Here is a 12,649-nt window from a genome sequence, read left to right as displayed (position 1 = left end):
AGTTTAGTTGCTGGGCTCCAGCTTCAGGACAGCTGGCGGTAGCTCGCCAAGGTCCGCCCCAGCGCCTTCGCGGGCGAAGGCGCCCCACACGCGCCGGAGGTGGCGTCCATAAGACATGAGATCGCCAAACACCTCATCCCCGGAAGCCCCGCGCCGACGCAGCAACACCGAGGACTCCGCCATGGCCTTCGTGGGGTACAGCAGCGGCAGCTCGCTGGTGTGGGCCCCGCGCCAGGGGTTACCCGGTTGGCCCCAGGTGATCTCGAAGCAAAGGGCTCTGCCCCCAGCACGGCGCTGGGCCGCGGCGAGCTCCCGAACGGGTCGGGTGGACAGCGGCATCTCCTGCTTGCGCACGACGTGGTCGATGAACATGCGCGTGAAGGTGGCACCCGGCGTCCCGGGGTTCGCGCCGAAGCGGCGGAGGAAGCCCAGTTGCTGGGCGGCAAAGGCCAGCTCGCGGCAGTTGTAGCTGACCAGCAAGTCCACGCGGGGCGCTGCGGCGGCGAGGGCCTCTAGGTGCTCCTCGAACGTCGGCAGCGGGTCGGTGCCCCAGGTGATGCCAAAGGGCATGGGCGATGGGCGCTTGAACGGCCCTTTCTTGGCGATGTTTACCACCGTGGCCTCATAGTCCAGGAGGTCCTGCGTGCTCGATTCCGGCGTGATGAGCGTTTCAAGCTCCCGGTCGATCGCGGCGTACATGGCGCGGCGGGCGCCGTCTTCGTCCTCCACCAGGCCTCCGGGCCAGGACGCCAACGCCACGCGCTGGAAAAGCCCCTCCGCCCCATCTGCAACGATGAGCGCGCGAGCAATATCCGCCCCCGCAGATTCCCCATGCACCGTGACGTTGGAGGGGTCCCCGCCGAACTCGGCGATGTGTCGGTTGACCCAGCGCAGCGCCGAGATCACGTCCATCAGCCCCAGGTTGGCGTGCGTGCCCAGCCAGCCGAAGAGCCCCAGACGATAGGTCACAGTGACAACAACGAGGTCCTGCTCCTCCGCGATGATGGAGGTGTCGAATAGGAGGGAATCCCCAGCCCCAGAAACGAAGGCGCCACCGTGGACCCAGACGAGCACGGGTCTCGCGGCGGTGTGTTTTGTTGTTGTGTCTGCCCCACCCTCCGTTGGTGCGCCTGCAGCACCCTCCGTTGCCGTGCCTGCAGCACCCTCCGGCACCGTGACGGTGAGGAAGTGGCAGTCCTCTGTTTGTTCAAGCCCCTTCACCATTCCCGGCCACGCTTGTGGATTGCTGAGGTTGCCGGTCTGCGGGCAGGCTGGCGCGGGCGGGTTCGACCGCTGCGTGTCGGTGACGTCCGTGGGGCTTTCCCCCCGGGCGGCGTAGGCATAGCGGAAGGTGTACTTTTTCGTCACGGTGGTTGAGTGTAATGGGTTTGGGCCGGTAGTACCCTCGGCTTTATGAGTTCAGAGTCAGGTTTTGCAGTGCCGTGTTCCCGCCGGGCTTTCCTCAAGGGGGTGGCTGTGACCACTGCCGCGACGGCGTCGGGGGCACTGTTGGCTGCGTGCGCCTCGGAAAAGACGGTGGCAAAGGCCAAGGCCGCACAGGTGCCCGTTGGCGGTGCCGTTTTCGTCGATGATTGGATCGTCGCCCAGCCCAAGGAGGGCACCTTCACGGCTTTCTCCAACGTGTGCCCGCACGCTCGGGGGAAGATCGACCACACCGAGGAAGTCAACGGCGTGCAGGTGGCCGTGTGCCCGAAGCACGGCTCCGAGTTCAGCCTGAGCGACGGTTCCGTCCTCAAGGGCCCCTCCCGCGATCCGCTGACGGCAGCGAAAGGCGTGACTAGGAACGGCGACTCCGTGGAGGTGTCGAACTAGTCGCTCCCTAACTCACCCCGCCGAGCTTGTCCCCCAGCTCGTCCCCAGTTCGCCCCCAACTCACCCAGCCGCCAGCTGCTCATCACTAAACCCAACCCCGGGCCGCTTCCCGTTATCAACCCCAGCCCCAGACGGCTCACCCGCGTGAGGAGCGTCCTCGGACAGCGCGTCTCCAATCGGCCCATCCGCAAACAGCTCGTCCCCGGACACTTCGTCCCCAAACATCCCGCCCCCGAACAGCCCGTCCCCGAAGAGCTCGCCGTTGAGGTCGCGGACTCGCCGAACCCGCCGCTCGGCGCGCTTCTCGAAAGTCTCCCGCCGCAGCACGCCGTTGGGTTCGGTCACGAGGGTGTGACCATCCCCGTAGCTGCTCCACAACTGGCTGCCGTCTGGGTACATGGCGACATTCCACTGACCGCTGGTCTTCAAGCGGTGGTGCTTGGAGCACAGACAGTGCAGGTTTGCCGTGTTGGTGGGCCCGCCCTTAGAGGGATCGTCGTGGTTGTAGCGCGCGATGTGGTCCGGTTGACAGTCTTCTGCCTCGATGGTGCAGCCGGGGAATCGGCAAGTCCCGTCGCGTCCCACAACAGCCGCGCGAATGGCGGCGGTGGGCACGTAACCCTCGGTCTCTGCGTAACCGACGTGTCGGATGTGAGTAACCCGCTCCAGCCATTCCCGCGCCGCCTCTGGTTCGAGGTCCACGCCAGCCCCGTGGAGCCGAGTGGGATTGTCCTCCGGGGCGTAGAGGTTCAGCGTGATATCCGGCCGCGCCTCTCCGCGAACGATTTTTAGTAGCGCCTCAACTTGGGAGCATTCCTCCTTCACCGCAACGTTCTCTAACGCCCTGGTGAATTCCAGTGCCTCCAGCTTGGGCAACTCCAAGTGGTATTCGGTCCGGTCGCTGGGCCGATCGTCAATCTTCAACTCCGGTTTCGGCGGCTTCGGCCTGCGCTTTTTCACCTCGTCTTCGTCCGTGGGCCGCCCCTTGCGATCGTGCTGTTCCACGACTCGCTGCATGGTCCGGTGCACCGTGCGCACTCCCGGCACCGGCTGGTTTGCCCGGCGCGGTGTGAGTTCCTGGACGACGCCTTTTTCAACGCGCTCCCTGCACTCATCCGAGACAGCGGCAAGGTCGTTGGCGATGGTCGTCAGATGTTGCAGACTGAATACCCCTTGGCCAACGCAGTCGGCCAACAGTGGATAATCCCGCAGCATGAGGCCGATGTCGCAGTAGGCGAGCACCCGCGATTCCGACAACCCGGTCCGGGCTGATAACCGCGAGGACACGTCCATCACCGTGTCCTTCTCCACATCAATAGCCCCCGCGCACATCCGCGCAAGCTCCACGTGCTGCCGGTTGATCGTCGCCGCCTGTCGGCTGACCGGATCCGACGGATCGAGCATGCGCCATCCCGCCGACGGTGAATGCAACTTCGGTTTACGGTCCATGGTTCTTCCCCCTAATTTTCCCTCCCCGACCTACCGATAGCCCAACCCTATACGAACAAGCGTTCCATAGCAATCGCTTTCCCAAAAGTCTTTTTCGCGCAGTTAAAAACCCTTGTCTGGCCTATACCCGCCCGAACGCACATGCTAATCCCGACACCGGCTCCTCATCCCAACCCCACCCGCGCGTCGCTCACCGCCGCCGCAAACTCCGCATCATGGCAGGTCCACAGCACAGCGGGCCGCGTCCCGGGCGGCGTCAACGCGTACTCCCCGCGCACGTACCGCCGCATCAGATCTGCTAGCCGCACGTGGCCCCTGGCGTCCAACCCCACGGTTGGCTCATCGAGCAACAACAGCTCCGGCCCCCTCGCCAACGCCGCCGCCACCAGCACCATCCGCCGCTCCGACGCCGGCACGTCCAACGGATGCGTCTCCGCCCACCGCTCCACCCCGGCAAACTCGAGCGCTTCCGGCACCCCCACTTCACCCTCCACGGTGCGCTGCAGAATGGCGTGATCCATCTCCGTCGGCGCCCAACCCACCGTGCGGGGCGCGCGAATGTTACCGCGGCTAATGCCCTCTCCCCGCCCGAGCAGCCCCAGAATCGCCAAAAAAACACTAGTTTTTCCCACGCCGTTGGGCCCCGCGAGGTGGGTGATCTGCCCACCGTGGATGGCGGCGGAGCCGATGGTCATTTCGGTACGACGCCACCTACCCCGCCCCCGGATCACCACCACATCCTCTAGTTCGAGGAGAACCGGCCCCAACGCGCCATCACGAGGGGCATCGGGCACTTCCCCGCTACCAACGCCACCACCAGAAACGCCCGGCACATCCCACCGCGGCGCCGCGCTGGGCACGAGCGAACCATCGGGGCGCAACTGGAGCTGCTCGGCCCCGGGCAGCAGCGCCGAATGCATCCGGTCGTACACGGTGACCGGGCCGGGAAAATGCGCCAGCGTTTCCCGCAGCATCCGGACTGCGGAGGCGTCCAAGCCGTCCGTGGGGCAGTCGAGAATCAGCTCGGCGGGCCTGGTCAGCAGGGCCCCGGCGATGGCCAGACGACGCGTCTGACCGGTGGATAGGTGCGCGGGATCGTGGTCGGCCTGGTCCACCAGACCCCATTGGTGCAGAGCCTCCTCCACACGGCCGCGCATGTCCTCGGCCGGGATGCCCTGCTGTTCCATGCCAACGGCGAGTTCTTCTGCGACGGTGCTGCGTAAGAGGGACACGTGGGCGGCGGCGTCGTTACCCACCCACGCGGCCCCGGTTTGTTGCGCCGCGGCCCAGGCGTGTTCGGATAGGCCCGCCCCGCTGGGGGCCCAGATGAGGCGTCTCTTAGCTGGCACCGGCGTACACCCCCACCACTATCCCCAGGGTGAGCAGGATCATCGCCCAGCGCAGGGCGCGCTCGAGCGGAGGGTCCGCCACCGGGCGCAGCACTGTACGCGGGCCCGGTTCCCCGATGCGCAGGCGCTGGAGTGGCCGCGATCGGAGGGCGGCGTCGTCGATCAACCCCACAATGAGCGGGAAGAACAGCCGCAGACGACCGCGCACCGTACGCACCGGAATGCCCCGGGAGCTGGCGACGCGACGCAACATCTCCAGACGGTGCCGAGCCATGGGGTACAGCCGCACGGTGGAGCCTAAGACGTACACAAACGGGGCGGGGGCTCGGACCTGCAATGCTCGGATGAGTCGATCCACGTCGGTGTGCGCCCCGGCGGCCAAGCCCACGGCGATGACGGCCCACAACCGCAGCGAGAGGTTGAGGGCGGTATGCAACCCGTCCGAGGTGAGGCCTCCCCACCAGGCGCTGTGACCGAAAGGGGCGTACATGAGGGCGAAACCCACCGCCGCGGGCACGGTCAACGCGGTAGCGACGAGAAACCTGCGAAAGGCCACGATTGCGGCGATCACCAGGCCCGCTGCGGAGACCCAGGGATTGTTGGCGACGAGCACTATGACCATCCCGCAGGCCCCGGCGGTCACCGGAGTCAGGGGGTGCATTCTCCTCGTCGAACCGACCGGTGCCGAACCGACCGGTGACGCATCCACCGCTGACGCGCCCATTCTCAGCGCGTGCTCGCAAAGGCTCGGCGCGAACGCTCCGGCAGGGCCCGCAGCACGAACCACACCAGGGTGAACACGATGACCTTATCGAGCGGGTCGGAGGTCCAGGATTGCAGGAACACGGCTTGCAGCGGCCCGGCCCCGAGGGAGCGGTATAGGGTAACCAGAAGACCGGTGCCCGTGCCCGCAGTGCCGCCGAAGATGAACGAAGCGATGGGCGCGGACAGCAGCGCCATGATGAAGCCGACACCGATAGCCCACAGGCAGATCCTCCACCACGGCCCCGACCAGCGCTTACCCAGCAGCCCTGCGGCCGCTCCGACGAAGGCATAGGCCGCTGCGAAGGGCACAACGGTGGGGTTGAAGGTGCCCCACACCAGCGCGGACAGCACCCCGGTGGCCAGGCCCGCCACGGGCCCGGCCAGGGCTCCAACGAGGACGGTGCCAACCGAATCCAGGTACAGCGGCAAGGGCAGCCCCATGGTCCCGACCACCTGGCCGGTAACGATGTTGAGAGCGAGCGCCACCGGCATGAGGGTCAGGGTCCGCACGGGCAGGCGCGGGATGACGGCGATGAGGGCGAGCACCGCGGGGATGGAGAATCCGATGAGGGCCAGCGTGGAGCTGCGCGAGTCCGCAAGGGACTCCCACTTCGAGTCCGTCGGTTGGGCGAGAACGAGGTATATCCAGGTCACGGCCGTGATCAGGGCGGCGAGACCAATGAGGACGCGGAAGGTGACAGGGCGTGGTGCGGGCATAACGATACCTTTGGTGAGCTGGGGTTCCTCCCGCCGACAAGAACGACGGTCGGCGCTGCAACGGAATCCGCCGGACCCCTATGTCACCTCGGGGCTGCGGAATGCGGAGTCATAATAGCGCACATCCGCTTGACAGACAGAGCGGTCTAGTGTTGGGTCAACAACCATGACTTTCACTGCAACAATAGCCGGTGTCCCCCGCATCGGACCCAACCGCGAACTCAAAAAAGCCCTAGAAACCTACTGGCGCGACCCGGCCACGGGCCGCCAGCTGGCCACCACCGCCACCCGCCTGGTCAACGACTACACGGACGCAGCCCTCGCCACCGGCCTGGATCAGGTCGCCTTCTCCGGCCGCTCCTTCTACGACGCCGTCCTGGACACCTCCGCCCTCCTCGGCGCCCTCCCGGAACGCGTTGCGGACATCCCGGATCACAGCAACGACGGCCTGCCGCCCTACGTCGACCGCCTGTTCGCCGCCGCCCGCGGCACTAAAGAACTCCCGGCGAGCGCGATGACCAAGTGGTTCGACACGAACTACCACTACATCGTCCCGGAGCTCTCCGCGGCCACGCAGTTCCGCCTAGAGGACGGCGCGTGGCTGGAGGACCTGCGCGACCAGGTCAACCGCGTTGGTGGGGAGCAGATCCGCCCCGTCCTCATCGGCCCGCTGACCTACCTCAGCCTGGCCCGCACCACCGACGGCTCCGATGCCCTCGACCACCTGGAGGCCGTCTTCTCCGCCTACAACCGCCTACTCCCCCGCATCGCCGACCGCGGGGTGCAGTGGCTGCAGTTCGACGAGCCCACGCTCGTCACGGACGTGGATCGGGACCTGCTGGGCCGCGTGGCGGAGGGCTACCGCTCCCTGGCCTCCACCGCCCACGATCACGGCCTGAAGCTGCTGGTCCAGAGCTACTTCGGCGACGGCGATGTGACCGTAGAGACGCTGCAGAGCACCGGCGTGGATGCCATCGGCGTTGATCTTGTCTACGGCAACCCCGAGCTGCCCTCTTGGTCCGGCGACGTCCAGTTAGTGGCCGGTGTGGTGGATGGGCGCAACGTGTGGCGCACGGACTTGGACCAGGCCCTAGCCACCCTCCAGCAGCTAGCCGAGCGCGGTCCGATCGCCGTCTCCACCAGCTGCTCCCTGCTGCACGTGCCCTACTCCCTGGATCCCGAGACCACCCTGGGCGACGATCTGCGTAGCTGGCTGGCCTTCGGCGCGGAGAAGATCGCGGAGGTCGCCCTCCTGGCCAAGGCCCTGGCCGACGAAAGCCAACGCAACAGCGAGCAGTGGGATGCGGCGCGCCGGTCGGTGGCGTCCAGAAAGACGTCCACGCTGACCCACAACGCCGCGGTCCGGGATCGGCAGAGCAAGATTGAGGACGCCGATCGCCAGCGCGCTTCTGTCAGCGATCGCCGAGCGGCCCAACAGGAGACCCTGGGCCTGCCGCCGCTTCCAACCACCACCATCGGCAGCTTCCCGCAGACCACCGAGATCCGGCAGGCTCGCGCGAAGTGGCGCAAGGGCGAGCTCAGCGATGAGCAGTACCGCCAGGCCATGAAGGACGAGGTCGCGGACGTGATCCGCCGACAGGAGGCGCTGGGGCTGGACGTGCTCGTGCACGGCGAGCCGGAGCGCAACGACATGGTGCAGTACTTCAGCGAGCAACTGGAGGGCTACCACTCCACCGAGCACGCGTGGGTGCAGTCCTACGGTTCCCGGTGCGTCCGCCCACCGATCCTCTACGGCGATGTGTCCCGCCCGCACCCCATGACGGTGGAGTGGTTCCGCACTGCCCAGGGGCTCACGGACAAGCCGGTGAAGGGCATGCTGACCGGCCCGGTGACGATGCTGGCGTGGAGTTTCGTCCGCGATGACCAGCCGCTGGGCGTGACCGCAGACCAGGTCGCGCTGGCGCTGCGCGACGAGATCGCGGACCTGGTGGAGGCCGGGGCCAAGATCGTGCAGGTCGATGAGCCCGCGATCCGCGAGCTGCTGCCGCTGCGTAAGGCGGACCAGCCCGCCTACCTGCAGTGGGCGGTGGGGGCTTTCCGCCTGGCCACCTCCGGCGCCGCCTCCCACACTCAAATCCATACCCACATGTGCTACTCCGAGTTCAACGAGCTCATCGGCACCGTTGGGGACCTCAATGCGGACGTCACGAGCATCGAGGCCGCCCGCAACGGCATGCAGGTGCTCGGAGCGCTGCGGGATTCCGGTTTCGAGCTGGGCGTGGGGCCGGGCGTGTGGGACATCCACTCCCCGCGCGTTCCGAAGCAGTCGGAGGTGGATGAGCTGCTGGCCAGCGCGCTGGACTCCGTGGATCCGGCCCTGCTGTGGGTCAATCCAGACTGCGGCCTGAAGACGCGCGGCTGGGAGGAGACGACGGCGTCCCTGGAGGTGCTGGTCTCCGCGGCGCAGAACGCGCGCGCGAACCTGTCCTAGCGGGCCCACATTTCTCGGCCTAGCGGGCCCACATTTACCGGCCTAGTGATAGCATGCTGTCGCGGATCTCCCCTCTGACCAGCACGGAAGCTATAACCCCCGCCTCATCGACGAGTGGCAGATTCAACCCTCCGTGTGGAATTCAGTCCGCCGCGAGGTGGATTGCCGCGGCCGCGACGGCCAATTCATTTTCACGGGCTCCAGCGTCCCGTCCGACGACATTGCCCGCCGCACCGGCGCTGGCCGCTTCGTCCGAGTCCGGCAACGTACGATGACGTGGTTCGAGCGCGGACTCAGTTCAGGTGCGGTTTCCCTCTCGGCCCTGTTCGATTCTTCTTCGGTGACGCCAAGCACCGAGCGCCTGGAATACGGCGCCATCCTGGAACGGCTCTGCGTGTCCGGCTTTCCCGCTCACATTCATCGCAACCCCGCAGACTCCCAGATTGTGATGAATGCTTATGCGCAGGAGGTTTCGAGGGCAGACCTCCACCGGATCGCAGCTTCCCAAGACCGGGGCGCTGGCCCGCTACAGTGAACTGAGCTGCGTCTGCGACGGCACCTACACCTACTGCGCTACTGCGCGCGGTCCCCTGCCCCTGCGGCACGTTTGCCGTCGAGCAAACGCTTTCCCGCAGTACCCCTCCGTCACGAAAGGCCATCGCCACTATGGGCCGTCACGCCGCCGTACCCGCGAAGGAACCGAAAGAGCCGCGCAGTGGCTGGTCCCTGGCCCAGAGGCTCCTCGCCCTCGGTCTGCTGATCGGGGCCATCGCCACGGCGGTCGGTCTTGTTGCCCAATGGCCGGATAAATCCCAGCAACCCGCTATTTCGGACGCCTTCCGCTCCACCTCTAGCCTCACCGGCGAGCTAGCGGACGGCACTGTTGCCCTGGAGAACAAGGGCGTGTGCAACTCCCCCTCCATCGGTCAGATCTTCACCACCGCACCGGTGGAGAACGCCTTCGCCCCGAAGGACTGCCAGCACATCATCGTGGACCTCACCTCCGGGCCGGATAGCGGCAAGCGCACGCTGCTGGAGATGCACAATGTTCCGGGCGAGCCGAATCTGCAGGTTGGGGATAAGATCCGCCTCTCGGTAACCGGACATACCTACGCCTTCCAGGACTATCAGCGCAATATGTCTTTATGGCTGTGGCTGGGGGCCACGGTTGTGCTGCTGATCGTGGTCGGGGCCTGGCGTGGGGCTCGGTCCATCGTGGGTTTGGCCGTCACGATGGCCGTGATCCTGCTGTTCCTGCTGCCAGCCCTCGCCCGCGGGGGTTCGCCCGTGATGCTGGCCGTGACCTGCGGTGCGGCGGTTCTGTACCTCGTGTTGTTCCTCGTGCACGGGGTGGGGTGGAAAACGGCCGCGGCCCTAGGCGGCACGCTGTTGGCGCTGGGGCTCGCGGCAGTTCTATCCCACTTCGCCATCACCACAACCCACCTGCGGGGATTGGGTAACGAGGCCAATCTGCAGGTGCTCGTCTACCTGCCGCAGCTAAATATCACAGGGTTACTACTGGCAGGCATGATCGTGGGGTCCCTGGGTGTGCTCAACGATGTGACGATCGCCCAGGCCTCCACGGTCTCCGAGCTGCACGAGTTGGAGCCCGCCGCCGGCCCCTGGCGCCTGTTCGCCGGGGCGATGCGGGTCGGACGCGACCACATCGCCTCCATGATGTACACCCTCGTCCTCAGCTACACCGGCGTGGCCCTGCCCACCCTGTTGCTGCTCAGCCTGTCCGGCCGCCCCATCGAGCAGATCCTCACCTCCGATGTCATGGCCACGGAGATTCTGCGCTCCGCCACGGGGGCCCTGGGACTCGTGGCCGCTGTTCCGCTGACCACGGCTATCGCGGCGGTGACGGTGCGTTCCCGCCAAGGCAATCCAGTGCCTGCTGAAATTGTTGAAAAACACCGTCGGGGTTAAGCGCCGTGACGATATGGGCGTTGGGGGTGGCGTGCCAGTCCACGCCGGTCGTGCCGCGGCGCTCGCCGTCCACGGCGACCTGTACGTAGCCCGGCTTAGCCTCGTACTCCACAGCATCCAGCAGCACCATCGCTGCAGCAAGATCATGGATCTGGGCGCAATAACCCACCCCCACGTGCTCGTGGAACTCGAAGTAGAACCGAAGAGCCTCTTCTAACAGCGTTCCCAGCTCTGCGAGCCCCCGAGCCTGCAACACCTCTATCCACTCGGCCAACCTGCGTGGGTCCAGGATGACCTGCTCCGTGACGTTCAGGGGGCAGATCAGCGGCAGGGCCGCACCGGCTGGCCACTGCCGCAGTGTCACGTCGAGGCTGTGCGGATCCACCCACACGTTCCATTCGGCCGTGGCGGTGGTATTTCCGGGGTAGTCGAAGGCCCCACCCATGATGACGGTACGGGCGGGGAAGCCCGGCGGCGCGGGCACTCCCCCAGCTTGCTGGACAGCCCAGGCCAGGTTCGTGGCGGGGCCGGAAACTAACAGCCCTTCGGGGCTCTCCCAGGCCGCGACGGCTTCTGCCGCGCAACCCACAGACGGTGTGGCCACGGTGGTGCGGTAGTAACCCAGGCCGTCGGGCCCGTGGGTTTCCGGGGTGGTCGTGAGGTGATGAAGGAGGGGGCGCGGAGCGCCGGGGGTTATGGGCGTCCGGAATGAATGGCACAGATCCAACACCGCGCGGGAATTGCGGGCCGCAGCCACCGCCGAACAGTTGCCTGCGGAGGTGGTGACGCGCAGGTCCGGGCACACGGCGGCGAGGTAGACGAGGGCCAGAGCATCGTCGATGCCGGTATCCACATCCGCGGCGACACGCAGGGGGTTCGGGCGCGTCGCGGACCCACGCTCAAAGTTGGAACCCATCACAATCTCTTGAAGTAGTACACAGAGGCCGACACTCGATCGGGGTACACCCGCGGGGCTGCCTCAATGTGGCTGAACTGCGCCCCGGCCTTCTCCAGCGAGCGGCGGGAAGCGGCGTTGAGCACATCCGCGCGGAACCACACCTCGCGCACCCCGGCGTCCGACAGCTCATCGAACATTCCCCGCTTCAGGGCCGCATTCGCACCGCTCCCCCGCCGGTTCGGGGAAATCCAGGTGAACCCTAGCGTCACCCGGCGACGGGCCTCCGAGCAGTCGTACAGGCTGGTGCAGCCGACAGGACTGCTATTCTTCCCCACCAGGGCATACACGCGCCGGGTTGCATCGGCGGCGATGAAAGGGCCCAGGGGCAACGGTAGTCGCGTGAAGTAATGGAAGGTCTCCGCTCGCTCCTCCGGCGCAACGGTTGCCTCCACCGCGGCCACGAATTGGGGATCCGAGCCGTCAATGAACTGCAGCTCGTAATCCCCCGCCGGGAACCGATCCGGTAAGACCGGCCACGCCGCCGCGCCCGCGCCCGATGATGCCTCAGAGTTCATCGCCCAAGGATATAACGCCGGGATATAGTCACTGGCATGGCTTATCACGCAGATTCCAGCGGACTCCAGCAGAAAGAGGTCCTCACCTGGGAGGGCTTCGGGCGTGCCAATCGGGAACTAGCGCAGAAGATCGTAAACTCCGGGTTCGAACCGGACATCATTATTGCCGTGGCTCGCGGAGGGCTGGTGCCGGCCGGGGCGCTGTCTTACTCGATGGGTGTGAAACTGTCGGACGCCATCAACGTGGAGTTTTACACGGACGTCCACGAGACTTTGCCGGACCCCGTGTTGCTGGAACCCCTGCTGGATACGAGCGCGCTCAGTGACAAGAAGTTGCTGGTGGTCGACGATGTCGCCGACTCTGGGCGCACGCTGGACCTTGTGCTCCAGCTGCTGGAAAAGCACGGGGCCGAAGTGAAGTCTGCGGTGATCTACGGCAAGAGCCGATCGGTGGTGTCCCCCGACTATGTGTGGAAGCACACGGATGAGTGGATTGTTTTCCCCTGGTCAGCGGAGCCACCGGTGCAGGCAGATGGACCCGCGGTGGAGGTGTAGGCACCACGCATCCCTGGCCCCACAACGGGGCAATATGGAGACACCACTCGACAGCGCAGACGGAGGCAGACAACGTGGACTCGGATTCCGTGCGGACTGGAGGCCACTCTGTGCACCTACGCACGTC

General features: G+C 66.3%; 12 protein-coding genes. 5 read left to right on the top strand and 7 right to left on the bottom strand.

The annotated features are described in order from the left end of the window. Nucleotides 1-3 precede the first annotated feature (3 nt). On the bottom strand, nt 4-1,368 hold the full coding sequence (locus CHEID_RS01250) for a carboxylesterase family protein (RefSeq protein ID WP_112769304.1): 1,365 nt from the start codon (nt 1,366-1,368) through the stop codon (nt 4-6). Between the two features lie 45 nt (nt 1,369-1,413). On the opposite strand from CHEID_RS01250, the gene CHEID_RS01245 reads away from it, so the two are divergent. Continuing rightward, nucleotides 1,414-1,833: a Rieske (2Fe-2S) protein gene (locus CHEID_RS01245; protein ID WP_112769305.1), complete on the top strand. Its 420-nt coding sequence runs from the start codon at nt 1,414-1,416 to the stop codon at nt 1,831-1,833. Between the two features lie 60 nt (nt 1,834-1,893). Here the strand turns inward: CHEID_RS01245 and CHEID_RS01240 are convergent, their stop codons facing one another. The 4 genes from CHEID_RS01240 to CHEID_RS01225 form a co-directional block, all read right to left on the bottom strand. Beyond that, entirely contained in the window at nt 1,894-3,282 is a 1,389-nt protein-coding gene (locus CHEID_RS01240; protein WP_273661193.1) for an HNH endonuclease signature motif containing protein, read from the bottom strand. Nucleotides 3,283-3,446: 164 nt separating this feature from the next. After that, nucleotides 3,447-4,631: an ATP-binding cassette domain-containing protein gene (locus CHEID_RS01235; RefSeq protein WP_238599296.1), complete on the bottom strand. Its 1,185-nt coding sequence runs from the start codon at nt 4,629-4,631 to the stop codon at nt 3,447-3,449. After that, nucleotides 4,621-5,292: an energy-coupling factor transporter transmembrane component T family protein gene (locus CHEID_RS01230; RefSeq protein WP_112769307.1), complete on the bottom strand. Its 672-nt coding sequence runs from the start codon at nt 5,290-5,292 to the stop codon at nt 4,621-4,623. Before CHEID_RS01230 ends, CHEID_RS01235 begins: the two co-directional genes overlap by 11 nt. 65 nt (nt 5,293-5,357) lie before the next feature. After that, a complete protein-coding gene (locus CHEID_RS01225) occupies nt 5,358-6,113 on the bottom strand; it encodes an ECF transporter S component (RefSeq protein ID WP_112769308.1) in 756 nt (251 codons plus the stop codon). A 166-nt stretch (nt 6,114-6,279) separates the two neighbouring features. Here CHEID_RS01225 and metE point away from each other — a divergent pair, with 166 nt between their 5' ends. From metE to CHEID_RS01210, 3 genes are all read left to right on the top strand, one after another. Then, on the top strand, nt 6,280-8,565 hold the full coding sequence (gene metE / locus CHEID_RS01220) for a 5-methyltetrahydropteroyltriglutamate--homocysteine S-methyltransferase (protein ID WP_112769309.1): 2,286 nt from the start codon (nt 6,280-6,282) through the stop codon (nt 8,563-8,565). Nucleotides 8,566-8,698: 133 nt separating this feature from the next. Then, on the top strand, nt 8,699-9,100 hold the full coding sequence (locus CHEID_RS01215; RefSeq protein WP_146743847.1) for an ATP-binding protein: 402 nt from the start codon (nt 8,699-8,701) through the stop codon (nt 9,098-9,100). A 131-nt stretch (nt 9,101-9,231) separates the two neighbouring features. Beyond that, nucleotides 9,232-10,494, top strand: a complete 1,263-nt coding sequence (locus CHEID_RS01210) for a YibE/F family protein (RefSeq protein WP_112769311.1) — start codon at nt 9,232-9,234, stop codon at nt 10,492-10,494. Here CHEID_RS01210 and CHEID_RS01205 read toward each other — a convergent pair. Both CHEID_RS01205 and CHEID_RS01200 read right to left on the bottom strand, forming a co-directional pair. Then, nucleotides 10,415-11,410 (bottom strand): nucleoside hydrolase, encoded by a 996-nt coding sequence (locus CHEID_RS01205; protein ID WP_112769312.1) that lies wholly within the window; start codon nt 11,408-11,410, stop codon nt 10,415-10,417. The two genes, CHEID_RS01210 and CHEID_RS01205, sit on opposite strands and share 80 nt — an antisense overlap. Continuing rightward, a complete protein-coding gene (locus CHEID_RS01200) occupies nt 11,410-11,967 on the bottom strand; it encodes a GNAT family N-acetyltransferase (protein WP_112769313.1) in 558 nt (185 codons plus the stop codon). Before CHEID_RS01200 ends, CHEID_RS01205 begins: the two co-directional genes overlap by 1 nt. 36 nt (nt 11,968-12,003) lie before the next feature. Between CHEID_RS01200 and CHEID_RS01195 the strand changes: the two genes are divergently transcribed. Further along, complete coding sequence (locus tag CHEID_RS01195; protein ID WP_112769314.1) at nt 12,004-12,522, top strand: phosphoribosyltransferase; 519 nt, start codon at nt 12,004-12,006, stop codon at nt 12,520-12,522. The last annotated feature ends 127 nt before the right edge of the window (nt 12,523-12,649 follow it).

Source organism: Corynebacterium heidelbergense, assembly GCF_028609845.1.
Lineage (GTDB): Bacteria > Actinomycetota > Actinomycetes > Mycobacteriales > Mycobacteriaceae > Corynebacterium > Corynebacterium heidelbergense.
The sequence above is the reverse complement of the archived record's forward strand: the minus strand, read 5'-3'. Positions and strand labels throughout refer to the sequence as shown.

Coding starts and splice junctions, on each gene's coding strand:
- CHEID_RS01205 (WP_112769312.1), bottom strand. CDS start 11,410: ATGGGTTCCAACTTTGAGCGTGGGTCCGCGACGCGCCCGAACCCCCTG.
- CHEID_RS01230 (WP_112769307.1), bottom strand. CDS start 5,292: ATGCACCCCCTGACTCCGGTGACCGCCGGGGCCTGCGGGATGGTCATA.
- CHEID_RS01200 (WP_112769313.1), bottom strand. CDS start 11,967: ATGAACTCTGAGGCATCATCGGGCGCGGGCGCGGCGGCGTGGCCGGTC.
- CHEID_RS01240 (WP_273661193.1), bottom strand. CDS start 3,282: ATGGACCGTAAACCGAAGTTGCATTCACCGTCGGCGGGATGGCGCATG.
- CHEID_RS01245 (WP_112769305.1), top strand. CDS start 1,414: ATGAGTTCAGAGTCAGGTTTTGCAGTGCCGTGTTCCCGCCGGGCTTTC.
- metE (WP_112769309.1), top strand. CDS start 6,280: ATGACTTTCACTGCAACAATAGCCGGTGTCCCCCGCATCGGACCCAAC.
- CHEID_RS01210 (WP_112769311.1), top strand. CDS start 9,232: ATGGGCCGTCACGCCGCCGTACCCGCGAAGGAACCGAAAGAGCCGCGC.
- CHEID_RS01225 (WP_112769308.1), bottom strand. CDS start 6,113: ATGCCCGCACCACGCCCTGTCACCTTCCGCGTCCTCATTGGTCTCGCC.
- CHEID_RS01195 (WP_112769314.1), top strand. CDS start 12,004: ATGGCTTATCACGCAGATTCCAGCGGACTCCAGCAGAAAGAGGTCCTC.